The sequence below is a fragment of the Nocardiopsis coralliicola genome, from assembly GCF_054779695.1.
Map to the genome: position 1 here is coordinate 1 of NZ_BAAGXT010000066.1, position 22,833 is coordinate 22,833.

The 22,833-nt window shown below is 75.4% G+C and carries 21 protein-coding genes; 14 read left to right on the plus strand and 7 right to left on the minus strand.

Features of this window, described 5'->3' with window-relative positions:
* Positions 1–133 precede the first annotated feature (133 nt).
* Both ACYVGT_RS26565 and ACYVGT_RS26570 read right to left on the minus strand, forming a co-directional pair.
* Positions 134–1,117 carry a carbohydrate ABC transporter permease gene (locus ACYVGT_RS26565; protein WP_460863210.1) on the minus strand — a complete coding sequence of 328 codons (984 nt, stop codon included), beginning with the start codon at positions 1,115–1,117 and terminating at the stop codon, positions 134–136.
* A 9-nt stretch (positions 1,118–1,126) separates the two neighbouring features.
* A complete protein-coding gene (locus ACYVGT_RS26570; RefSeq protein ID WP_460863213.1) occupies positions 1,127–2,425 on the minus strand; it encodes an extracellular solute-binding protein in 1,299 nt (432 codons plus the stop codon).
* 396 nt (positions 2,426–2,821) lie between these two features.
* Between ACYVGT_RS26570 and ACYVGT_RS26575 the strand changes: the two genes are divergently transcribed.
* Together ACYVGT_RS26575 and ACYVGT_RS26580 are read left to right on the plus strand one after the other, a co-directional pair.
* Positions 2,822–4,207: a sensor histidine kinase gene (locus ACYVGT_RS26575; RefSeq protein WP_460863216.1), complete on the plus strand. Its 1,386-nt coding sequence runs from the start codon at positions 2,822–2,824 to the stop codon at positions 4,205–4,207.
* The gene (locus tag ACYVGT_RS26580) at positions 4,204–4,539 is read left to right on the plus strand and encodes a hypothetical protein (RefSeq protein WP_460863219.1); all 336 of its coding nucleotides are present in this window, start codon (positions 4,204–4,206) and stop codon (positions 4,537–4,539) included. The genes ACYVGT_RS26575 and ACYVGT_RS26580 overlap by 4 nt, the downstream gene beginning before the upstream one ends.
* A gap of 75 nt (positions 4,540–4,614) precedes the next feature.
* On the opposite strand, the gene ACYVGT_RS26585 is transcribed toward ACYVGT_RS26580, so the two are convergent.
* On the minus strand, positions 4,615–5,562 hold the full coding sequence (locus tag ACYVGT_RS26585) for an aldo/keto reductase (RefSeq protein WP_460863220.1): 948 nt from the start codon (positions 5,560–5,562) through the stop codon (positions 4,615–4,617).
* A 138-nt stretch (positions 5,563–5,700) separates the two neighbouring features.
* Here ACYVGT_RS26585 and ACYVGT_RS26590 point away from each other — a divergent pair, with 138 nt between their 5' ends.
* From ACYVGT_RS26590 to ACYVGT_RS26630, 9 genes are all read left to right on the plus strand, one after another.
* Positions 5,701–7,026, plus strand: coding sequence for an AI-2E family transporter (locus tag ACYVGT_RS26590; protein ID WP_460863222.1), 1,326 nt, complete (start codon positions 5,701–5,703; stop codon positions 7,024–7,026).
* Positions 7,027–7,410: 384 nt separating this feature from the next.
* The gene (locus ACYVGT_RS26595) at positions 7,411–7,905 is read left to right on the plus strand and encodes an ATP-binding protein (protein ID WP_460863224.1); all 495 of its coding nucleotides are present in this window, start codon (positions 7,411–7,413) and stop codon (positions 7,903–7,905) included.
* Between the two features lie 607 nt (positions 7,906–8,512).
* A complete protein-coding gene (locus ACYVGT_RS26600) occupies positions 8,513–10,018 on the plus strand; it encodes an MFS transporter (RefSeq protein ID WP_460863227.1) in 1,506 nt (501 codons plus the stop codon).
* A gap of 415 nt (positions 10,019–10,433) precedes the next feature.
* Entirely contained in the window at positions 10,434–10,649 is a 216-nt protein-coding gene (locus tag ACYVGT_RS26605) for an MbtH family NRPS accessory protein (protein WP_460863228.1), read from the plus strand.
* A gap of 222 nt (positions 10,650–10,871) precedes the next feature.
* The gene (locus tag ACYVGT_RS26610; protein ID WP_460863230.1) at positions 10,872–11,684 is read left to right on the plus strand and encodes a siderophore-interacting protein; all 813 of its coding nucleotides are present in this window, start codon (positions 10,872–10,874) and stop codon (positions 11,682–11,684) included.
* A gap of 134 nt (positions 11,685–11,818) precedes the next feature.
* Positions 11,819–12,688 (plus strand): AraC family transcriptional regulator, encoded by an 870-nt coding sequence (locus ACYVGT_RS26615; RefSeq protein WP_460863232.1) that lies wholly within the window; start codon positions 11,819–11,821, stop codon positions 12,686–12,688.
* A gap of 739 nt (positions 12,689–13,427) precedes the next feature.
* On the plus strand, positions 13,428–13,703 hold the full coding sequence (locus ACYVGT_RS26620) for a hypothetical protein (protein ID WP_460863234.1): 276 nt from the start codon (positions 13,428–13,430) through the stop codon (positions 13,701–13,703).
* Between the two features lie 54 nt (positions 13,704–13,757).
* Positions 13,758–15,032, plus strand: coding sequence for an MFS transporter (locus ACYVGT_RS26625; protein ID WP_460863237.1), 1,275 nt, complete (start codon positions 13,758–13,760; stop codon positions 15,030–15,032).
* A 132-nt stretch (positions 15,033–15,164) separates the two neighbouring features.
* A complete protein-coding gene (locus ACYVGT_RS26630) occupies positions 15,165–15,611 on the plus strand; it encodes a VOC family protein (protein ID WP_460863239.1) in 447 nt (148 codons plus the stop codon).
* Between the two features lie 386 nt (positions 15,612–15,997).
* On the opposite strand, the gene ACYVGT_RS26635 is transcribed toward ACYVGT_RS26630, so the two are convergent.
* The 3 genes from ACYVGT_RS26635 to ACYVGT_RS26645 all read right to left on the minus strand — a co-directional run bounded on the left by ACYVGT_RS26635 (position 15,998) and on the right by ACYVGT_RS26645 (position 18,943).
* Positions 15,998–16,864 (minus strand): ferric iron reductase FhuF-like transporter family protein, encoded by an 867-nt coding sequence (locus ACYVGT_RS26635; protein WP_460863240.1) that lies wholly within the window; start codon positions 16,862–16,864, stop codon positions 15,998–16,000.
* A 253-nt stretch (positions 16,865–17,117) separates the two neighbouring features.
* A complete protein-coding gene (locus ACYVGT_RS26640) occupies positions 17,118–17,948 on the minus strand; it encodes an ABC transporter permease (RefSeq protein WP_460863243.1) in 831 nt (276 codons plus the stop codon).
* Positions 17,945–18,943: an ABC transporter ATP-binding protein gene (locus ACYVGT_RS26645; RefSeq protein ID WP_460863244.1), complete on the minus strand. Its 999-nt coding sequence runs from the start codon at positions 18,941–18,943 to the stop codon at positions 17,945–17,947. Before ACYVGT_RS26645 ends, ACYVGT_RS26640 begins: the two co-directional genes overlap by 4 nt.
* A 140-nt stretch (positions 18,944–19,083) precedes the next feature.
* On the opposite strand from ACYVGT_RS26645, the gene ACYVGT_RS26650 reads away from it, so the two are divergent.
* Positions 19,084–19,884 carry a TetR/AcrR family transcriptional regulator gene (locus tag ACYVGT_RS26650; RefSeq protein ID WP_460863247.1) on the plus strand — a complete coding sequence of 267 codons (801 nt, stop codon included), beginning with the start codon at positions 19,084–19,086 and terminating at the stop codon, positions 19,882–19,884.
* A gap of 195 nt (positions 19,885–20,079) precedes the next feature.
* Here the strand turns inward: ACYVGT_RS26650 and ACYVGT_RS26655 are convergent, their stop codons facing one another.
* The gene (locus ACYVGT_RS26655; RefSeq protein WP_460863249.1) at positions 20,080–20,718 is read right to left on the minus strand and encodes a LysE family translocator; all 639 of its coding nucleotides are present in this window, start codon (positions 20,716–20,718) and stop codon (positions 20,080–20,082) included.
* A 161-nt stretch (positions 20,719–20,879) separates the two neighbouring features.
* Here ACYVGT_RS26655 and ACYVGT_RS26660 point away from each other — a divergent pair, with 161 nt between their 5' ends.
* Together ACYVGT_RS26660 and ACYVGT_RS26665 are read left to right on the plus strand one after the other, a co-directional pair.
* Positions 20,880–21,359, plus strand: coding sequence for an Lrp/AsnC family transcriptional regulator (locus ACYVGT_RS26660; protein ID WP_460863250.1), 480 nt, complete (start codon positions 20,880–20,882; stop codon positions 21,357–21,359).
* A 124-nt stretch (positions 21,360–21,483) separates the two neighbouring features.
* Positions 21,484–22,833 (plus strand): prolyl oligopeptidase family protein (locus tag ACYVGT_RS26665; protein WP_460863252.1); only part of this gene is annotated, 1,350 nt, incomplete at its 3' end.

Here is a 22,833-nt window from a genome sequence, read left to right on the forward strand (position 1 = left end):
CGCGCGCCCGCAGTGCGGCCGCCGCGGCGCGCGTGCCCGGCGCGGCCCGGCGGGCCGCCGGACCCGGCGCCCTCGGTGCGGGCGGGCCGGTCCGTGCTCTCGGGGGGCTCCGCTGCCCGCAGGGAACTCGGCATCACAGCACCTCTCCCTGGCGGCGCAGTGCCCGCAGATAGGCGAGCGTGATCAGGAGCAGCAGCAGCGTCGTGATGACGCCGATCGCCGACCCCGTCCCGTACTGCCCGGAGGCGAACGCCTGCTGGTAGGCGTAGACGTTGAGCACCAGGTTCTGCCCGGCGATGCCTCCGCCGCCGGTCATGATGTAGATCTGCGTGAAGATCTTGAAGTCCCAGATGATCGACTGGATGGTCACGATCGCCATCGCCGGCCGCAGCATCGGCAGCAGTACCGAAACCGCGATCCGGCCGGTGGAGGCGCCGTCGAGCCGCGCCGCCTCCACCACCTCGGCCGGGATGTTCCGGATGCCGGCGTAGAGCGTCACCATCACGAACGGGAACGAGCACCACACCACCTGCGAGCCGACCAGCAGGAACGCCGAGCCCTTGGTGTAGGTCCAGGAGTGGCCGGCGAACTCGGCGAACCCGAGGCCGGCCAGCGCCTGGTTGACCGGGCCGAGCGTCGGGTCGAACAGGAACAGCCACACGGCGCTGCCGGTGACCGCCGGCGTCGCCCAGGCGCCCAGAGCGGCGAGGAACATCGCGGTGCGCACCCACGGCGACAGCCGCGTCGCGAGCACCGCCAGGGCGCCGCCGACCAGGATGGTGCCGGCCACGCAGGCCCCCGCGAACACGACGGTGTTGAGCAGCACCTCCCAGAACAGCGGGTCGCCCAGCAGGTCCCGGTAGTTGGCCAGGCCGATGAAGCGGAGCGGCTCAGCGCCGGTCACCTGCGGCTGGCGGTAGTCGTAGAACGACACCAGCACCAGCTGGTACAGCGGGTAGACCAGCATCGTGCCGAGCACCGCCAGCGCGGGCACCAGGTACATCCACGGTTCGAGGCGGCGCCGCCCGGCGGTGCCCGGACCGCCGGGCGCGCTGCGCCGCTGCCGCTGCGCCGGCCCCGGGGGGCGCCGCGCAACAGCGGGTGCGGAGAGTCCCATCGGTACCGGTCACTCCCCGCCGAAGGAGTCGTCGAGGGTGTCTGCGGCCTCCCCCGCGGCCTCGTCGACCGACGCGTCGCCCGCCGCGATGCGCTGCAGCATCGTCGGCAGCACCTGCTCGGCGTCGATCGCGGCCCACTCGCCGGTCACCGGGACGAACCGGGTGCCGGCGTCGAGGGCGTCGATGAACGGCGCGACGTCGGCGTCGGACTCGCGCAGCTCGTCCTGCACGTCGGTGTAGACCGGCAGGTTGCCCATCGCCTCGTACATCGCCTTCTGGTACTCCTTGCCGGCCAGATGCTGTACGAACTGCACGGACAGCGTGCGCTTATCGGTGCCGGCCAGCACCCCCAGGTTGTTTCCGCCGGCGAAGACCGGCGCCGGCTGGCCCGGTTCGGTGCCGGGCAGCGGCACCACCGCGTAGTCGTCGGCGACCTCGGAGTCCTGCACGGCCTTGAGGTTGAAGTTGCCGCCGACGGTCATCGCGGCGCGTCCGGCGACGAAGTTCTGCACGCTGTCGTTGCCGGTCATCTCCGAGCAGGTCTGCGGCGGGCAGACGTCGTCGGCGAGGATCTCGGAGTAGAGCTCGATGCCCTCCTTGGCCTCCGCCGAGTCGATCGCCGCGGTGTAGGAGCCTTCCTCGCCCTCGGCGACGTCGCCGCCGTGCGCCCACACGAACGGCAGGAACGCGTAGGTGTAGGCGCCGCCGGAGGAGACGCCGAGCAGGTCGCCGTCCGCCTCGCGCGCCTCGCGCCCGGCCTCGACCATGTCGTCCAGGGTCTCCGGCGCCTCGCGGTCCAGCTCCTCGAATACGTCGGTCCGGTAGAACAGCGCGCGGGCCCCGAGGAACCACGGAACGCCGTACATGCCGCCGTCCGCCTGGGCGGTTGCGGCGATGTCGTCGGGGATGTCGCCGAGGCCGTCCCAGTCGGCGAGGTCCTCGGTCAGGTCGGCGAACCCGCCGGAGTCGACGTAGCCCGCGAGGTCGGTGTTGCCGTACTCGGCGACGTCGGGCGCCGACGCCGGGTCGTTGAAGGCGCCCTGGAAGCGCTCGGCGCGGGTGTCCACCGCGATGTAGCTCACGTCGACGGTCACCCCCTCGTGGGCGTCCTCGAACTCGGCGACGGCCTCGTCGACCACGGCCTCCTTCGGTTCGCCGTCGACCTCGGAGAAGAGCCACACCCGCAGGGTGCCCTCGGTTTCGTCGGCGCCGGAGCCGGCCGGGCCGCTCTGCGCGGGCGCGCAGGCCGCCAGCAGGGCTGCGCTCAGGGACAGCGCGCCGAGGCGCGCCAGGCGTGCGGATCGCATCGGATCTCCTTCGCCGGAGGGGAACCAGCAGGGGGGGTGGGAGCGAGCGAGTGCAGGGACAGGGGGGTGGAGCCGGCGCGCCGGGCAAATGGTCTATACCGGACCGCACCGCTGGGCCGAATGTACGGCCGCCCCGCGCGGCCCTGAAGGGACGGGACGCAATGTTGTGCACTGCAGAACCGGGCGCGGCACTGCAGCACGCACCCCGCCGCCGGAGCGGGAACGCCCGCGCCGTCAGCGCACGGTCAATCCGGGGCCAACATCGCGTCCGGGCCGGCGCGCGGGCCCCGCCGGCGGCAGGCACGGCTGGAAGCATCGGCTCTGACCTGGCGGGCGAGCCGGCGGAGGGCCATGGCACGCTGGCGGCTGCGGAGACCGCAATCGATCCGCGCGCGGATGACCGTCCGCGCGCTGCTCGCCATGGTCCCCGTGGTCACCCTGGCGTGCGTGGCCGCCGTGCTCGGCATCCAGCTGCAACTGGACACCGTGCAGACCGAGCGGGTCTCCCAGGTCGCCCGCACCGTCGCCGCCCAGTGGGAGCAGGGCCGCGGCCAGGACCCCATCCCGGTCGAGCACGGCGTACTGCGCATCCAGGCGGTCGACCGCGACGGCCGCGTCATCGGTGCGAGCGCCGCGATGCAGGGCCGCGCCGCTCTGAGCACCAAGCGCCCCACCGGCGGCGACTTCCGGGTCGAGGACATCCGCTGCCCGGACGCCCTCGGGCTCGCGCAGTGCCTGCGCATCGTCGGCATCACCGTGGACACACCCGACCAGGGGCCGGTGATCGTCTACGCCGCCGTCGTCGACTCCGAGCGGGCCCAGGCGGTCTGGATCAGCGCCGGCATCGCAGCGCTGGGCGGCGTCACCCTGGCGGCGTTCGGTGCCCTGGTGTGGTGGTCGACCGGGCGGACGCTGCGCCCCGTCGAGCGGATCCGCTCCGAACTGGAGCGCCTGTCGACCTCCGACCTCCGCCAGCGGCTGACCGTGCCCGCCACCGGCGACGAGATCGACGATCTCGCCCGCACCGCGAACACGACGCTGGACCGGATGCAGGCGGCCCTGGACCGGCAGCGCGCCTTCGTCTCCGACGCCTCCCACGAGCTGCGCACACCCATCGCCGGCATGCGCACCCGCGTCGAGGTCGAGATCTCCGAGCCCGAGCTGGGCGGCGAGGAGGCCCGGCGCGCGCTGCGCGGCGTCCTCAGCGACGTGGACCGGCTGGAGCAGCTCGTCGACGACCTCCTCGCCCTGGCCCGCCTTGAATCCGACCGGAGCGAGTCGGTCCCGGTGGACCTCGCCGAGCTGGCCCGGAACGGCGCCGGCGCCGTTCCGTGGCCGCACCCGGTCCAGACCGACCTCGCCGGCGGAGCAGTGGTCGACGGCAACCCCGTCGCCCTGGAGCGGCTGCTCACCAACCTCATCGCCAACGCCGAGCGGCACGCCCGCGGCCGCGTACGGGGCACGGTGGCCCGCACGCCCGCCAAGGACGGCGGCGAAGCGGTCCTCGAAGTGCACGACGACGGCGCCGGCATCCCGGTGGAGCAGCGCGAGCGCATCTTCGAGCGGTTCGCGCGCCTCGCCGAGTCGCGCCGCCGCGACCCGGGCGGGTCAGGGCTCGGCCTGGCCATCTCGCGCGGCGTGGCTGAGGCGCACGGGGGAACGCTGACGGCGGGGGAGAGTCCGCTCCTGGGGGGAGCGGTGCTGGTGCTGCGGCTACCGGCAACCGAAGCCGGCGCGGATCCCGCGCCGGGCGGCGACACCGAGGGGGAGGAGGCGCCATGAGCGAGCGCGACCCGGAATGGGAGTCCGAGCGCGCCGGAGGGGACGACCCCCGGCTGCGCCGGGAGCGCACCGAGGACCGGCACCTGCAGGAGGAGCTGGACGACGACGACCAGGTAACCGAGGTCGGCATGTGGGAGCGCTACATCGAAGACCCGCCAGAGGGCGAGCTCGACGTGGAAGAGGACGACTCCCGCGGCGAGCTCGGCATCAGCGACGCCGTCGCCGAGGAGAACCGGCGGGGCGGACGCGACCCCCAGATCCCCTACTCCGATGCCGACGAGGAGGACGACGGCCCCGAAGGGGAGTCCATGCACACCACGCGGAACCCGTGAGGCGCTCCGCCCCGCTGACCGGACGGCCGGCGGACCCCGCCTAGGCGGGGCCCGCCGGTGCCTGCTGCCCGGGGTTCAGGCCGGCACCGCACTGGAGCGGCGGGTGAGCTCGGCTGCCTCGTCGGCGGTGAGGCGCAGGTCGGCCGCTGCCATCAGCGCCGGCAGCTGCTCGACGCGGCTCGCACTGGCCAGCACGCCGGAGACGCCCGGCCGGCCCAGCACCCACGCCAGCGCCACCGTGGAGAGCTCCGCGCCGCGGGCCGCCGCGATCTCGGCGAGCGCGTCCACCACCGCCAGCCCGGCGTCGCTGAAGTAGCGGCCGACCAGGCCGCTGCGGGCGCTCTGCTCGAGGTCGGCGCGGGTGCGGTACTTGCCGGTGAGGAAGCCCGCCGCCAGCGCGAAGTAGGGCGTCACCGCCAGGTCCTCGCCGAGCGCCAGCTCCTGCAGTGCGCCCTCGTAGGAGCCCCGGTGCACCAGGCTGTACTGCGGCTGCAGCACCACCGGGCGCGCTGCCCCGATGCCGTCGGCGGTCTTCAGCCACTCGCCGATCCGCTCCGGGGTGTAGTTCGACAGCCCCACATAGCGCACCTTGCCCGCGGTGACCAGCGCGTCGAATGCCCGGACCGTCTGCTCAAGCGGGGTCTCCGGGTCGTCGAAGTGCGCGTAGTAGAGGTCGATCCGGTCGGTGCGCAGCCGGCGCAGCGACGCCTCCGCCCCCGCCTGCACGGTGCGGGGCGCCAGACCGGTGAACCGGGGGTGGGTGGACACCTTCGTGGTGATCGCCACGTCGTCGCGGTGCCCCCGCGCGGCCAGCCACGCTCCGATCACCTCCTCCGACTCGCCGCCGCTGTGCCCCGGCACCCACGAGGAGTACCCGTCGGCGGTGTCGACCATGGACCCGCCGGCGCCGGTGAAGGCGTCCAGCACCCGGTGCGAGTCGGCCTCGCTGCTCGTCCAGCCGAACGTGTTGCCGCCGAGGATCAGGGGGTGCACGTCGAGGTCGGATGTTCCGAGCCGTACCATTCCCGGTCGTCTCCTCTCTGGCCCCGGCGCCGTGCCGGGGGCGTGTCCGCTTCCGGGCGAGCCTATGCCCGCGCGCCACCGTGGGGCCGCGCCGCCGTGCGCGCTAGCGTGTTCGCGTCCGGACCGGAGGAGGCCCAGATGGGCGGGGAAGAGACGGCGGGCGGGGACCCGGTGCCCCGCGGCGGCAGTGCGCGCGGTGGTGCCGGCCCCGGCCCGGACGCAGCGGACGCCGCCGGGCCGGAATCCGGCCCCGTGCCCGCGGACGGCGGCGGCGCTGGTGCCGGCGCCGCTGCGGGCGGCGCGGCGGAGAGCGGGGGCGCGGTCTCCGCGGCCCCGGCGGATGCCTTCGGTGCGCACGCCGAAAGCGGTGCGCCGGCGCCGCCCGCCGGCGAACCGCCGCCCGGGGACGGCACCGGGCTGGCGGGCGGGCGCGGCGCCGGCGGCCACCCCAACTACTTCGTGCTCGGGTTCACCGGCGCGCTCGGCGTGCTCACCGCCTGGATGGTCGTGCAGGCGCTGATCGGCATCCAGGGTGTCCTGGTCAACATCCTCGTGGCGCTCTTCCTCGCGATCGGCCTCAACCCGATCATCGAGGCGCTGCGCCGCCGCGGACTGCCGCGCTGGGCCGCGATCCTCGCCGTGTGCGCCGTGCTCGTGCTGCTCGCGGCGGTCTTCGCCTGGGCCGTCGTGCCGCCGCTCACCAGCCAGATCGCCGGGTTCGCCGCCTCGGCGCCGCAGGAGCTGCAGAACCTCCAGGAGCACGGGTTCATCGCCGATCTGGACCGCAGGTTCGGCATCCTGCACCAGCTGCAGGAGGTCGCCTCCAGCGCCGACTTCGGCCAGCAGGTGTTCGGCGGTGTGTTCGGCCTCGGCCAGGCCGTGCTGAACTCCGTCTTCGCCGTGTTCACCGTGCTGGTGCTGACGCTGTTCTTCATGGCCTCGCTGCCGGTCATGTCCGAGACGGGGTACCGCCTGGTCCCGGCGTCCAGCCGGGCGCGGGTGCGCGAGCTGGGCGACGAGATCGTGGCCCGGGTCGGCGACTTCATCGGCGGCCAGCTCCTCATCGCGGCGATCGGCGGCCTGGTCGCGTTCCTCTTCCTGACCGCGATCGGCTCCGGCTATGCACTCACGCTGGCCCTGGTCATCAGCATCACCGCGCTCATCCCGCTGGTCGGCACCACGATCGGCGCACTGGCCGCGTCCGCCGCCGTGGCGGTCACCGACCTGAAGATGGGCCTGATAACGCTGGTGTTCTTCCTCGTCTACCAGCAGATCGAGGCCTACGTGATCTCGCCGCGGATCATGCAGCGCTCGGTCCGCGTCCCGCCGACGGCCACCATCACCTTCGCCCTGGTCGGCGGTGCGCTCCTCGGGCTCGTCGGCGCCCTCATCGCGGTCCCCGCCGCAGCGGCCGTCCTGCTCATCCTGGAGCGTGTCGTCTTCCCCCGGATGGACGCCCGCTGAGGCACCGGCCGACGCGGACCTGGCGTACCAGGTGGGCGAGCGGGGCCACCGGATGCGCGGCGCCGTGCTGCGGGACCGGGGCGCCGACGGACGGGGTGCGGCAGGGGCGGCGGAGGCGCTCGGGTGCGGAGGCGCCGCGCAGCAGTTGTCCACAGGTCGCGGATCGGACACCCGCGGGAGGGCCGGGCCGCCTACCGTCGGAGAATGCCGGACTACCTGCGCACCCCGCACAATGTCCCCGAGCCGCGACCGCCCTCCGCCACCGCCCGACCGCGTCCGTTCCGCCGCTGGAGGTGCGGTTCCGCTGCTCCCGATCCGCACCGGGCCGCCTCCGCCGCACCCGCTCCCGCCGGAGCGGGGCCCGAGGCATCGGGGCAGGGGCCCGTGCCGCAGGCGTCCGCGGGCGCGCCGCCCGGGCCCGCCGCGGCTGCGGCGCTGTCGCCGGTGCTGCTGCGCCGCAGCCGGTGGGCGGCGCGGCACTACACCGGCACCCCCGACCAGGCCGCCCGGGTCCGCGGCGACATCCGTGCCGACCTGGACGGATATCCCGAGCCGCTCGGTGCCGCGGTGGCCCTGTGCGCATCCGAGCTGTTCGCCAACGCGGTCCGGCACACCCGCTCCGGTGCACCCGGCGGCCGCGTGTCGTACCGCTTGGCCCTGGTGCCCGGCGACCGGATCCGCCTCGCCGTCGCCGACGCCGGCGGCGCTGCCACCGCCCCGCGCATCCCGCCCCGCGCCGATGCGCAGTGGCGCACCGCCACCGACCGCCGCGGCCTGCTGCTCGTCGCCGCCGTCGCCCTGGCGTGGGGAGTCCACGGCGCGCCGGCGCCCGCGCCTGCCACCGTGTGGGCGGACTTCGCACTCCACCCGCCACCGTAGTGCGGGGGCCGCATCCGGCCACCCGGGCGCGTGCCGCTGAACCCCCGGCAGCCGCCCTGCGTCTGACCCGGGTGCCGGACGGCGCAGAGGGACGCGCCGTCCGGCACCCCGGCAGCTTCCATCCGCTGCAGCGGCCGCAGCGAGTCCCCCCGGACCGCCCAGGCCCCGACCTGCAGCGCGGCAGCGGCTCGCACCCGCCGCCGCGCTCCAACGCCGCGCCTGCTCCACGGGCCTGGGACCGCCGGGCGCAGCGCTCTGTCCGGCGGCTGCGCGGGCGCGGGCGGTGATCGGGCCGTCCAGCATTCGCCGGGCACGGCGGTGGCCGGCGCTGGCCCCGCTGCCGGGCTCCGGTCCGGGCCGCCGCGCCGGCGGCGTGCTATTCCCGGTTCCGGCCGCGGAGCGGGCGCCCGCGGCCGCCGGTTGAGTTCAGGTTAACGTGAAGTTTTATGGTCGGCCCCGACCGGGCGCTGCGGCGCCGAGCAGCGGACCGAGGGGTTGCACCGTGCAGAGATCAGAGACTGGCCAGCCAGGCGCGGCCGCACCGATTCCGCCGCGAGCGGGGCCGCGGGCCTGGGCGGTTCTGGCGGTGCTCGCGCTTCCGATGCTGATGAGCACCATGGACATGAGCATCCTGTTCCTCGTACTCCCCGGGATCGCGGCCGACCTCGCCCCGGGCAGCACGCAGCAGCTGTGGATGCTGCACGCCGGAGACCTCTTCGCCGTCGGGGTGGCGCTCGTGATGGGCCGCCTGGGCGACCGGCTGGGGCGGCGGCGCCTGCTCGCGTTCGGAGCGGCGGGGTTCGGCGCCGCCTCCCTCGGTGCGGCGTTCGCCCCGACCCCGGAGGCGCTCATCGGGATGCGCGCCCTTCTCGGAGTCTCCGCCGCGACGTTCGCCCCGAGCGTTCTCGGCCTCCTGCGCGAGGTGTTCCGCCGGCCCCGGCAGTTCTCCGTCGCCGTGGCCGTCGTCATGAGCATGTTCTCGGCCGGTATGGCGCTGGGGCCGCCGGTCGGCGGGATCCTGCTCGACACCTTCTGGTGGGGCGCGGTCTTCCTCGTGAACGTACCGGTGGCGGTCCTCGTGCTCGCCGTCGTCCCGCTCCTGCCGCCCCGCCGCGGCTCCGGCCGGGTGCGCCTGGACCTGCGGTCGGTGCTGTTTTCGATGATCGCTGTCGCCGGTCTGGTCTACGGCCTGCAGGAGTTCGCCGACGCCCAGGGCCGCCCCGGGGCGCAGCCGATGGGCCTGCCCCTCGCGGCCGCGGCGGTGGGAGCCGCCGCGGGTGTCGCCTTCATCCGCCGGCAGCGCAGGGCCGCAGACCCGCTTCTGGACCTGCGCCTGTTCGCCAACCCCGGTTTCACCGCCGGCGTCGCCACCCTGCTGCTGATGCTGCTCGCACTCGCGGGCGGCGACATGCTGTTCGCCCAGTTCCTCCAGGCGGTCCAAGGGCTGCCGCCGGCGCGTGCGGGCCTGCTGCTCGTCGTCCCCGCGGTGTTCTCGCTGCTGGGCGGGCTGTCTGCGCCGCTGCTGCTGCGCTGGATGCGGCCCGCTTTCGCGCTGGGCGGATCGCTGGCCGCAGCCGCGGGCGGTGCTGCCGCCATGGTGCTCGCAGTCCCGCACGGTGACACCGCGGTGCTGATCGGGGTGTCCTCGGCCGTTGCGCTGGCGATCGGACCGGTCTTCGCCATCGGGACCAACCTCGCGGTGGCCTCGGTGCGCGAGGAGAGCACGGGGGAGGCCAGTGCGGTCGCCGATATCGCCGGCGGCCTGGGCAACGCACTCGGCCTCGCGGTGCTCGGCAGTATCGCGGCCGTGTCGTACCGGGCCGTACTGGTAGCGGGCGCTCCGGAGGGGCTTCCGGACGGCGCGGTCGCGGCCGCGGGGGAGAGTATCGGTGGCGCCGCCGCTGCCGCCGAAGCGCTTCCCGGCGCAGCGGGAGCGCTGCTCACGGACGCGGCGGGAGAGGCGTTCACCGCCGGGTTCCAGCTGGCCTACGGAACCGGTGCGGTGCTGGCCGCGGTCCTGGCACTGGCGGTGGCTGTGCTGGTCCGCCGCACGCGGTTGGACGGTGCAGGAGAGGGCGGGCCGGCTGGTGCGTCACCTGCCGTGGGCGGGTGATCGGGCGCCGGACAGCCAGCGCTCGCGGTCCGGGCGCGCCCCATCGCCGGGGGCGGGGGCGGCGGCCGACCATCCCGCTGCCCGGCCGCCGCAGAGCCGGCCCCGCTGCGTGCGCCATCCCCGCTCTGCCCGACCGCGGGTCCAGTCCGGGCCGCTGCCGCGCCCGGTCCGGCGGCACCCAGTGCGCCGCCGGAAACGTCAAGATCTACGTCGTAAAGCTCGTGGAGCGGCCGTGCAGCATGCGATCGGGGCGCTCCCCCCGGGGGGTGGAGCCAATGAGGAAAGGCTTGCCTAATTCGAGGGCGTGCGAGAGGCTGTCCCGCGGCGGACCCGGACCGGCTGGGCGCGGCAGCGCAGCGCTCCCGCACCGCCCGCCCGAGCACCACCCGTCCGAGAGAAGCGAGGACCCGCGCCCATGAGCCCCACTCCCTTCGCGGGCACCGGCGACACCGAGGGCGGGTTTCTCGTGCTGGTCAACGATGCGGAGCTGTACGCGCTCTGGCCGGAGCGCGCCGTGGCCGCGGACGGCTGGACCGCCGTCTTCGGCCCCGCCGACCGGGAAGCCGCCCTGCAGCACATCGACGCCCACTGGACCGGTCTCCGCCCCCCCCGGGGCCCGGTCGTCCAGTGAAGGGCGCCGACTCCGCTGCCTGAGCGCCTGACCGCTGTCGCTGGACGCGCCCTGCCGGTGCGCTGCGCGGCCGGGGCGGCATCACCGGCAGCTACGGCGGCGCAGCGTGCGGTGCCGCGGTCGGCACGCTGGCCGCGCCGTCGGAACCGGCGCGGCCGGCGCCGCAACCGTTCCCGCCCCGGCGCAGCCGCCGCGGGGCGGCACCGCCGAACAGGAGAAGGCATGACCGCAGCAGCCGTCCCGCCCGCGCCGCGCCTGGAGCTGTACCCGCTGAAGCCGCGCCTGCTGGAGGTCGGCGGGGTCGAGCGCGTCACCCCGCGGATGATCCGGGTGCAGCTCGCCGGAGCCGACGCCGAGGGCTTCGCCAGCGACAACTTCGACGACCACGTGAAGATCTTCCTGCCGCCGGAGGGCAGCCGCGAGCCGGCCCTGCCGCAGGTCGCCGCGGACGGCCGGTGGAACATGCGCGCACCCGGGCTGACCTACCGCGACTACACGGTCCGGCGGTTCGCGGACGGCGTGCTCACCGTCGACTTCGTCGCCCACGGCCACGGACCGGCCGGCCGGTGGGCGATGGACGCCCGCCCCGGCGACACGCTCGGCGTCCTCGGCCCGCGCGGCACCCTGCACGTCGCCGGCGGCTACGGCTTCCACTTGCTCGGCGCCGACGAGACCGCACTGCCGGCGCTGGCCCGCCGGCTCGAGGAGCTGCCGGAGGACGCGCACGTCATCGCATTCGCCGAGGTGGCCGACGCCGCCGAGGAACGGTACCTGGACCGCGCCGCCGGGGCGCGCGTCACCTGGCTGCACCGCGGCGGGACCGAGCCCGGTGCGGCCGGCCTCCTGGCCCGCGCCCTCGACTCCGCGGGGCTGCCCGCGGGCACCGGGTTCGCCTGGTTCGGCGGTGAGGCCGCCGGCCTCAAGCCCGTCCGCCGGCGCCTGGCCGAGCTCGGCTTCGTCCGCAAGGCCAACGCCGTCGTGGACGGATACTGGCGCAGGGGGACGGCCAACCTCGACCACCACGCGGAGGACTGAGCAGGCGCTCCCGAGCAGGTTCGCGTCCGCGGCGGAGCCGGCCCCCGACCGGAGCTGCTCCGGTGCGGTCGGGTGGGCCGGGCGGGCGGCGGATTGACTGGGAGTCGGAGCTGATCGGCAGGGAGGGATGCGCGGTGCTGGACCGGTTGAACCGGGCGCTGGAGCGGATCGAGAACGATCCGGCCGCGCCGCTGGACGTCGCGGCGATGGCGCGCGAAGCGCTGACGACGCCGGCGCACCTGCGCCGGACGTTCTCGGCGCTGGCCGGGATGCCGCTCGCGGAGTACGCGCGGCGGCGCCGGCTGACGCTGGCCGCCGCAGAGGTGCTGGAGGGCCGGGCGACGCTGCTCGATATCGCGGTGCGCTACGGCTACGGCTCCAACGAGGCGTTCGCGCGGGCGTTCCGGTCGCTGCACGGCACCGGTCCGGCCGAAGCCCGCCGCTCCGGCGCGGTGCTGACCTCCCAGCCGAGAATCGCCTTCCGTCTCACCGTCGAAGGGAGCAGAACCGTGGACTACCGCATTGTTGACAAGGAGGCGTTCCGCCTCGCCGGGCCGCACGCGCGGGTCCCGATCGTCTACGAGGGCCGCAACACCGCCATGGAGGAGTTCCTCGCGGGGATCCCCGACGAGGTCTCGGAGCAGGTGTCCGCGCTCTCCGACCAGGAGCCGCGCGGCATCCTCGGCGTCACCGCCGCGCTGGGCCCCGAACGGGCCGAGGGGGCCGAGATCGACTACCGGCACGCCGCCGCGACCTCTGCCGCCGACACCGGCGGCCTTCCCGTACTGGAGGTCCCCGCCTCGGCCTGGGCGGTCTTCCCCCGCACCGCCGCGGTGGCCGACTGCCCCGAGGCGCTCCAGCGGATCTGGGTGGACGCCTACGCCGAGTTCTTCCCGTCCAACCCGGCCTACCGGACCATCGACGGCCCCGAGCTCCTCCGCGTCGACTACCCGGACGACTCCACCGTCGAGGCGGAGCTGTGGATCCCGGTGGAGCGGGCCTGAAGAGGCCCGGCTGCGGGCCCCGCAGCCGGCCGCGGTGCCGAGCGGTGGCCAGCACTGCCAGGGGAACGCGCCCTCGGCGCACGCGGTGCACGCGAAGCAGTCCGGAGTTGCGTCGCCCCGCAGCCGCGCCGGAGCTCCGCCGAGCTGGCCGAGGAAGTCCCGCACCGGCCTGCAGTGCGCTGCGGACCAGCCTCGGCGCAGGGGGCGCTGGCGGGGACGCGGTCGATGGCGCTGGGCTCGGGAAGGAGCGCCGTGCCGCCGGCGGGCACGGGGGAGGCGGTGAGTCCCGCGGTGGGAAAGACCAGGGCCCGGTTGCCGCCCGCTGCCGGGTCCCGCTCCGCGTACAGCCCCGGGCCGTTCTGGCATTGGACGACCGACAGCGCACGCTCTGCCGGACCGGGCCCGCCGAACAGCACGGGCGCCAGGAACTGCAGCGGCACCGAGCATTCGGTGCAGCGCGGCCAGCCGAACCCGTCCGGTACCAGCGGCACGCCTCCGGTACGCGTGGTCGCGGCGCCGGCGCCGGCCGGGCCGGCGTAGGTCATCGGCGTGGTGGCCACCCGGCGGAGCATGATCCAGCCCGGTGACGCCGCAGCTGCGGGCCAGGGTGTCCGCCTCCGTGCGGGAGGGGAGATCCGGACCGTGCGATGTCGAGTGATGCGGGTGTCCACATTCGGCCCATCGGGGCGGGGGTGCGGGGGCGGGCGGGGAGCGCCGCGGGGGTAGGGACCCGGGTGCTATGGACGGCGACGACCGGCGCCGGGTGGCGGCGCACATCGAGTGGCAGAAGCAGGGCGCGTGGGTGGTCGTGTGGGGCTCCTACACCCGGCGCTACTGGGCGTTCGCCCGGTGGCCGCTGCCGCCGGGCGGCGCCGTGGTCTCCGCGGCCGACCCGCACGCCCTCTACGCCGAGATGCGCCGCGCCGAGCGCGAACACGGGTATCTGCAGTGGCGCTACGGCCGGTTGAACCCGCCCGCCCCTCCCGGCGGGCGCGGCCCGGACGCGGCGGACTAGTCTGGGCGGGTTCATCCCACCTTTTCCGCGGTCGCGGAGTGCTCAGGAGGCGTCATGGCTGCCCCGGCGGTGCCCGACCTTGCGCGTGCGCAGCGCAGGACGCTCGCGGTGCTGTCCGGCGCGCAGGTCGTCGGCGGGATCGGGGTCGGCGCCGCCCTGTCGATGGGCGGCCTCATCGCCGAGGACCTCTCCGGTTCCCAGGCGTGGGCCGGAATGGCCACGACCACCATCACGCTCGGCGCGGCGCTGTTCTCCCTGCCGCTGGCTGCGCTGGCCGGGCGGCGCGGCCGCCGTCCCGGGCTGGCGGCGGGCTGGTTCATCGCCGCGGCCGGCGGTTTCACCGCGATCGCCGGTGCCCACGCGGGGCTGTTCCCCGCCTTCCTCGCCGGGATGGCGCTCTACGGCGCCGGCACCGCCACCAACCTGCAGTCCCGGCACGCCGCCGCCGACCTCGCCGCCGAGCGCACCCGCGGCCGCGACCTGTCGCTGGTGGTGTGGGCGACCACGGTCGGATCGGTTACCGGCCCCAACCTGACCGGCCCCGGCGCGGTGGTGTCGGAGCGGCTCGGGATCGACCCGCTGCTGGGGCCGCTCGTGTTCTCCACGGCGGCGTTCGCCCTCGCCGGAGCCGCGATCGCCGCCCTGCTCCGGCCCGACCCGCTCCTGGCTGCCCGTGCCGCCGCCGAGGGTCCTGCGGGCGGTGCGGCGGCCGCGGGCGCTTCTCGCCCCACCCGGACCAAGGTCCCGCTGCGCGACTCGCTCGCCGCGATCGCCGCCGAGCCGCGGGCGCTGCTGGCGCTGGTGGGCACGGTCGCCTCGCACACCGTGATGGTCGCGGTCATGACCATGACGCCGGTGCACATGGCGCACGGCGGCGCCGAACTGACCGTCATCGGCCTGACCATCAGCCTGCACATCGCCGGAATGTACGCCTTCTCGCCGCTGGTGGGCTGGCTCGCCGACCGGCTCGGGCGGATCCCGGTACTGCTGCTCGGCCAGGGCATCCTGCTGGCGGCCGCCGCCACCGCCGGGTCGGCCGGCCACGGCTCGCCGATGGTGACGGTGGGCCTGGTGCTGCTCGGGCTCGGCTGGTCCTTCGGCCTGGTCTCCTGCTCCGCGCTGCTCGCCGACGCGCTGGAACCCGCCGTCCGCCCCGGTGCGCAGGGCGCCACCGACCTGACGATGAACCTCGGCGGCGCCGCAGCGGGCGCGGCGTCCGGTGCGCTGCTCGCCGCGGTGGGCTTCGCCGGCCTGAACGTGTTCGCCGCCCTGTTCACCCTGCCCGTGCTGTTCCTCGCCTGGCGGGCCCGCCGGCTGCCGCCCGCCTGAGGCCCCCTGAAAACCCGTTGTGCGGCGCCGCGCCCCGCCGCAAGGATGTCTGACCGCGGGGAAGGCGGGATGGGCGCGACGGGACGGGCGATGGCTGCGGCATTCTGCTGGATGGACCTCTAGACCGGGGACGTGCCGGGCACGTCCGCCTTCTTCGGTGCCCTCCTCGGCTGGCGCCTGACCGCTCCCGAGCCGGGCAGCGGGCCGGGTGCGGTCCACGCGGAGGGCGTGCACATCGGCGGGGTCAGCGACCTCTCGGCTCCCGTCTATCCGCCGGGCCTGCCCGACAACGTCGCCTTCTACATCGGGGTCGGCGACGCCGATGCGATGACCGCGCGGGCCGAGGCGGCGGGAGCGCACGTCGTGGTCCCGCCGTTCGACGCCGGAGGCCTGGGCCGGGTGGCCACCCTCATCGATCCGGTGGGCGCGGCGTTCTCACTCTGGGAGGGGCGCGCCTTCCGCGGCTGGACGGAGCCGGCCCGCACCCTGCTGGCCTGCGCCGACCCGGAGCGCGCTGCGTCGTTCTACGCGCGCCTGGCCGGCAGCGGGGAGCCGGGCCGCGCCCCGCGGGGCCCTTGATCGCGGCCGCAGATGCCGGTCCGGCCGCCGGGGGAGGGGGAGCGGGCGGGCCGGCGCCCGCCTGGACGCTGGTGGTGGAGGCGGACGGTGCCGCCGGGCTGGCCCGCCGGGCGCGGCGGCTGGGCGGGACGGCGCGCCCGGCACCGTGGGCCGATGGAGCCGGTGCGGCGGTGCGGCGGTGCGGGGAGCGGTCGAGGTGGCGGCCCCCGCCGGGGCGGCGGTCATCGCGGTGGAGCGGGCAGCGGTGCCGGACGGCGGGTGAGCCGCGCGCCGGGGCAGCGCGGACCGCTGCTGCGCTGCGGCGGGGTGCTGCCGCCGGGCTCGGGGGAGCCGTGCGCTGGGGCGGCCCGGTTCCGGAGGGGGCAATCGTCCGCGCGCGCCGGCGGTCAGGGCGCCAGCGAGGGGTCGCGGATCCACTCCTGGAGTTCGGAGGTGCGGTCGCGGTCGCACTTGAGCGGGCAGGTGGTGCAGAAGCCGTGCTCGGAGTCGTCCTTGTAGTCGAAGCAGCAGGTGCCGCGGACCGCCCAGGTGCCGCGGGGGTGGTCGCCCTGGAAGGGGAAGAGGCGGGGGCGCGCCCGCGTGATGGCGCCGGCTGCGGTGAGCGCGTCGCCGTAGGAGCACGCCAGCTCCCAGGCGGACTCGGCGTCGTGGCCGAGGAAGCGCGCCGGGTTGAGCATGTAGAAGTGCGCGGTGTCGACGACCCAGCCCCACAGGGTGCGCAGCCCGACCCGGGTGTGCGCGTGCACGGCCTGCACGATCGGCGCGAACGCCGCCACGGCGTGCTCGGCCGCCATCCGGACCAGCGCGTCGCGGTCCTCGGCGACGATGCTGCGCGGGTGGTGGGCGGCGACGTCGTCCGGCAGGACCGCGGTGCGGTCGCCGGTGACGGTGGGGGTGCCGAAGCCCTGCGTCGACAGCCAGGGGAACCACAGGTGCGATGCGTCGAGCAGGGGGGCGCGGCCGGTGAGGTAGATCGAGGCCGAGACCAGGAAGATCGGCTCGCGCAGGGTGGCCCTCAGGAACGCGGTGGCCGCGGGCAGCCGGTGCTCCGGGCCGCCCGCCTCCGTCATCCGGTCGAACAGGCGCGGCACGTCGCCGGCGGCGACCATGAGGTCGGTGCGGTACCACTGCTCGGTGGCGGCGTGCGCGGTGCCCGTGGACACCTCGGGCGTGCGCAGGTCCGGCAGCGGGGAGAACTTGAGCGGGACGCACGCGTCGACCACCGCGCGGAGCGGATGCGGGGCCAAGGGCATACGGAGCCGTCCTTCTGCACGAGCAGTGGCGTAGGGCGAAACGGGTCCGGCAGGCGCACGGGAACGCCGGAGTCCCGGCCGCGCTGCCGTCACTTAGATGAGGCTACCCTAATGATCTTCGAATGATCAATCGCCCGGTGCGTGTTTCCTCTTCGGTGGGACGCGCGCCGGCGCGCCGAGGGTTGCTCCCGCGCCCGGGCGCGAGGCCGGCGGGCTCCGGCGCGCCCGCGGCATCCGGGCGCGCCGCAGCAGGTCAGTCGCGCAGCGAGCGGAACCGGCGCACCGACAGCGCCGCGCACACCGCGGTGATCGCCGCCGGCCAGGCCACCGCCAGCAGCAGGGCGTTCTCGCGCGGCCACGCCCCCGCGGCGGAGCCCGCGCCGAGCAGCTCCCGGGTCGCGTCGATCGTGGCCGAGAGCGGGTTCCACTCGGCGACCGTGCCCACCCATCCCGGCATGAGCGCCGGATCGAGGAACGCCGTGGAGAGCACCGTCAGCGGAAAGGTCAGCGGATAGACGATCATCGACGCCGTGTCCGGGTTCCGCACGGCGAGTCCGAGCAGGATCCCGGCCCAGATGAACGCCATCCGCAGCAGCAGGACGAGCGCCACCGCGCCGAGCATCCCGCCGGGGCCGGCGTCGATGGACCAGCCCATCAGCAGGCCGGCGCCCACTACCGGGACGATTTCCACGGCGGCCTTCAGGGTGTCGGCGGCGGCGCGGCCGGTGAGCAGCGCCGATGGCGCCATCGGCAGCGAGCGGAACCGGCCCATCACGTCCCGGCCGGCATCGACCGCGACGCCGGCCGCGGTCCCGCCGACGCCGTTCAGCATCACCATCGCGATCAGCCCGGGCATGAGGAAGGACCGGTAGGCGTCGACGTCGCCGCCCGGTGCGAGCGCATCGCCGAAGACGAAGCCGAACAGCAGCATCATCATCAGCGGGATGAGGGCGCTGATCAGGCTCTCGAACGGGTTGCGGACGGCGTGCAGCAGGTTGCGGCGCAGCAGTACCGCCGCGTCGGCCAGCGGCCGCCCCTGCGCCGGCGGGGGCGCCGTGGCGGGCGCGGTGTCCAGGGCGGTCATGCGTCCTCCTTCGCGGAAACGCGCTCGGGGGCGGCCGGCGCCGCAGGCGCGGCGGCGCCGGTGAGTGCCAGGAAGGCTTCGTCCAGGTCGGGCCCGCGCACCGCGAGGTCGTCGGGAACGAGGCCGGCGGCGTCCAGGGCGCGGACCGCGGCCATCAGTGCCGCCATCTTCTCCGTGGCCGGCAGCACCACCCTGCGGCCCTCGTGCTCCGCACCGAGCGGGGCGAGCACCGCCGCGGCCGCCGCGGCCTCCCCGGGGCCGGCGAACCCCGCCTCGATCCGGGCCGGGCCGGACTGGGCCTTCAGCTCCTCCGGAGTGCCCTCGGCGACCACCCGGCCGCGGTCGATCACCGTGACGCGGTCTGCGAGCCGGTCGGCCTCCTCCAGGTACTGGGTGGTGAGGAGCACGGTCGTGCCGCCCCCGACCAGCTCGCGCACCAGGTCCCACACGTCGGCGCGCGCGGCCGGGTCGAGGCCGGTGGTGGGCTCGTCGAGGACGAGGAGGCGCGGCTGCTGCACGGTGCCCGCGGCGATGTCGAGCCGGCGCCGCATGCCGCCGGAGTACTGCGCCGGGGTCTTGTCTGCGGCGCCGGCCAGGCCGAACCGCTCCAGTAGCTCGCCGGAGCGCTGCCGCGCCTGGCGCGCACCGAGCCCGGACAGGCGCCCGAACAGCTCCAGGTTCTCCCGCCCGGTCAGCAGCTGGTCGAGGGCGGCGAACTGCCCGGTCAGGCCCAGCCGGCTGCGGACGGCCGGTGCATCAGCCGCCGCGTCGCGGCCCAGGACGCGCACCGTTCCGGCGTCGTAGCGCGCGAGCGTGGCGGCGATGCGGACGATGGTCGTCTTTCCCGCGCCGTTGGGGCCGAGGAGCGCGTGGACCGTGCCCGGGCGCACGGTGAGGTCGATGTGGTCGAGGACGCGGTGGCGCCCGTAGTTCTTGCACAGGCCGCGGATCTGTACGGCGGCCGGTTCGGCGTCGGCCGATGCGGTGGCGGACACGGAGGCCTCCTATCTGTGTATCTCATACACTTAATAGTGTAACTAATACACGGTTCGATGGCGTGCGGCAACCCGCGGGCTGGTGGGGCGGGCAGGGAAGGGGCCTAGGCTGGGAGCGCGACCGACAACCGGATGGGGATATGGCGAGCCAGGGAACGCACCGGGGTGGCAGTGCAGAGGCCGGCGCCGAGCGCGGCGGCCCGTCGACGCTCGATCTGCTGTGGGGGGAGGGCGGGCGCCCCAGGCGCGGACCCAAGCCCAAGCTCGACACCGGCCGCATCGTGGCCGCGGCCATCGGCATCGCCGACGCCGAGGGCCTCGATGCGGTGACCATGCAGCGGGTGGCCGGCGACCTCGGCTTCACCACCATGTCGCTCTACCGCTACGTGTCGGGCAAGGAGCAGCTGGTCGAGCTGATGTCCGACAGCGCGATCGGCGAAGCGCCGGAGGCCGACCCCGCGGCCGATTGGCGCGACGAGCTGCGCACCTGGTGCCGCGCGCTCTACCGGCGCGGCCTGCGGCGCCCCTGGGTGCTCAGCGCGCCCATCTCCACGCCGCCCCGCGGCCCGGTGCGGCTGACCTGGCTCGACCGGGCGCTCGGAGCCCTGGACCGGGCCGGGGTCGACGCGGCGAGCGCGATGTCCCTGGCGAGCTTCCTGAGCATCTCGGTGATGTCCATGGCCCGGCTCGACCACGACCTGCAGCGGGCCGCCGCAGCAGCCGGAGCGACCGCGGGCGAGGCCGACGACGCCTATGCCGGCATCCTGGCCCGCGCCGCGGGCACCGGCCGCTACCCGCACATCGCCGCCCTCCTCGCCGCCGACCTCGCCTCCCTGCCCGACCCGTCCTGGGATCCCGCCGCCGCCCTGTCCCCGGAAACCTCCTTCGCCCTCGAGCGCCTGCTCGACGGCGTCGAATCGTTCGCGGCGCAGCAGGGCTGACCCCGGTCGCGGCCGCGCGCTGCCGCGCGGGCGGGGCCGGTGCGCGGCCGAGCGGAAGGCCGCGGCCGGCGAGGGGGCGCGACCTGCGCCTGTGCTCGGCGGAGCCGGCCGGTGGGCCTGCGCCGCCGGGCGCCGCACGCGGAGCCCGCCGATCGGAGCCCGGCCCGCGGGCCCCGCGGCGTAGGCCGCCCCGCGTCACACGGCGGACAGGGCCAGGGCGAGGCCGAAGCCGGTGAGGCCGACGGCGCCGGCCGTGTCGAGGGTCTGGCGGACGCGGCGGCGCTGGAGGAAGGCGGAGAGGGCGCCGATGCCGGTGACATAGGTGCTCCACCAGGCGATGCTGATGCCGATCAGGGCGGCGCCGAGGACGGCGGTCTGGAACGCGGCCGCCTCCGGGTGGGACACGAACTGGGGCACGATCGTCACGAAGACGGCCGGCACCTTCGGGTTCAGGAGGTTGTTCAGGACCCCCTGGGCGTAGGGCGGACCGCCGCGGGGCGGAGGGGCGGCCGCGGCATCGGCTGCTGCGCTGCGGCGGCGGGCGCGCAGTACTCCGGCGAGTGCGCTGAGGCCGAGGTAGAGGAGGTAGGCGGCGCCGGCGATGCGCAGTACGAACAGCGCCTCGGGATGCTCGGCGAGCAGGACCGCGAGACCCGCTGCCGACAGCAGCGACCAGGCCGCGAGGCCGGTCACGGAGCCCGCCGCGGTGGCCCAGCCGGCGGTGCGGCCGGCCCGCACCGTGTTGCGGGTGATCAGGATGAAGTCCGGGCCGGGCAGCACTGTGACCAGCACCCCTGCGGCGATGAACCCTGCCAGGTGCTCCGGAAGCGGCACCCCGGCCCCCCTTCATATCCCGTGCGCTGACCGCACGCCCACCCCGGATTCCGGTGTCCGTGCGGGAGGAGCCCTGGGGAACCGTTCAATCAACGGGAGTTACGGCTTAATTATGAATGACCAGCAATGTATGCGGCAAACTGGCGTGTTATATTCGGCGAATGACCGAAAAGGCCGCACTTGATACGGTGGACTTGCGCATTCTGCGGGTTCTGCAGAACGATGCACGGATGACCAACCGCGACCTGGCCGCGGAGGTCGGTATCGCGCCCTCGACCTGCCTGGACCGGGTGGGCCGGATGCGGGCGGCCGGCGTGATCGAGGGGTACCGGCTGCGCGTCTCGCCGGAGGCGCTCGGGCTGCCCATCCAGGCGTTTTTGAGACTGCGCACCCAGCACAGCCGCGAGGTGGTGGCGCCGCTCACCGAGCACATCCTGTCCCGGCCCGAGACGCGGGCGCTCTACAACATCGCCGGCGTCGACGACTTCCTGGTGCTCGTGGCCTGCGCCGATGTCCCGTCGCTCCAGCGGCTGGTCTTCGACGACCTCGCCGACCGCGAGGAGATCCTGCAGATCCAGACGATGCTGGTGTTCCAGGAGTGGGAGGGCGGGCCGCTCCTGCCGCCCGGCGCCGAGGGGTGAGGGGGCCAGCGCCTGACGTGCGCTTCCCTGCGCCAACCCTTGCCTGAGTGCCACTTTGGGCTGCCCGCGGCGGAAGCTATTCGTTGCTTGACCGCCGCCGCGGGCCGCCTGAACCATGTGGAGCGTGCGCAGCCCAAGCGTCACGAATGACCGCTTCGCCCGTTCTGCGGTGGACACCGTCCATGGCCGGCCGGTCCCCGACCCGTACCGGTGGCTTGAGGACGGCGAGAGCACCGGCACCCGCCGCTGGCTCGCCGACCGCGAGCGCGCATTCGCCGCCGCCCGCGCGTCCTGGCCGCTGCGCGCCCGGCTCGCCGCCGACATCGCCTCCCTCGCGGCCGCCGACCAGTGGTCTCCGCCGGTACTGCGCGGCGGTGTTGCCGCGGCAGCCTTCCGTCCCGCCGGCGCCGAGCACCCGCGCCTCGTCGCCAGAGCCGCGCCGGACCCCGATGCCACCCCGCCGATGGGGACCGCAGCGCTGAACACCCGGGCCCAGGCCCCGCCGCCGGCCGAGGGCGCCCACCGCCGGCCGGATCCCGCCGGGGCGGGACGGGGTTCCTGGCGCGTTCTCTACGACCCTGCCGAGGCCGACGCATCGGGCAGCACCACCCTCGACGCCTGGGAGCTCTCGCCGGACGGGCGCCTCGCGGCGGTGCAGACGTCGGCCGGCGGGACGGAGCGCGGTGCCCTGCAGGTGCTGTGCACGAGCACGGGACGCCCGGTCGAGGAGCCGATCGGGGGCCTGCGGTACACGGCGGTGGCGTGGCTTCCGTCCGCCGACGCCTTCTACTACGTGCGCCGCGACGGGCACGGTGCCGGGATCCGACTGCACCGGGTGGGCGGCGGGGACGTCCCGGTCCGGGAGCGCGCCACCCAGCGCTCGGTGCCCGGCGTGCGGCTGCTGGGCGGCCGCTGGCTGCTCGCTTCAGAGAGCCACGGCACCGGCCACCGCACCGACCTGTGGTGCGCCGACCTGTCCCGCCCCGGCGCCGCAGAAGCGCCGCAGTGGGTCCCGATCCAGGTCGGTGAGGAAGCCGAGACCACCGCAGACCTGGGGCCGGACGGCCTCCTCTACCTCCGCACCACACTGGGTGCGCCGCGCCGGCGGATCTGCGCCGTCGACCCGGCGGCCCCGGTCCCGCCCGCCCAGTGGCCGACCGCGGTAGCCGAGGACCCCGGAGCCACGCTGGACGGCTTCACCGCCGCCGGCGCGCCGGAGCAGCCGACCCTGCTGCTGGCGCGCACCCGGCTGGGCATCAGCACCCTCACCGAGCACGACGCCCGCACCGGGCGCCCGCTGCGCACCGTTCCGCTGCCCGCGGAGGGCATGGTCTCGGCGCTGGCCTCCGACGGCCGCGGCGGCGCGGTGTTCTGCTTCGCCGACGTCGCTGCGCCGCAGCGGGTCCTCGCCCTGCCGGCGGGCTCGCGCGCGCCGCGGCTGTGGCCGGAGCCGGCCGCAGCGCCGGCCGCCGGG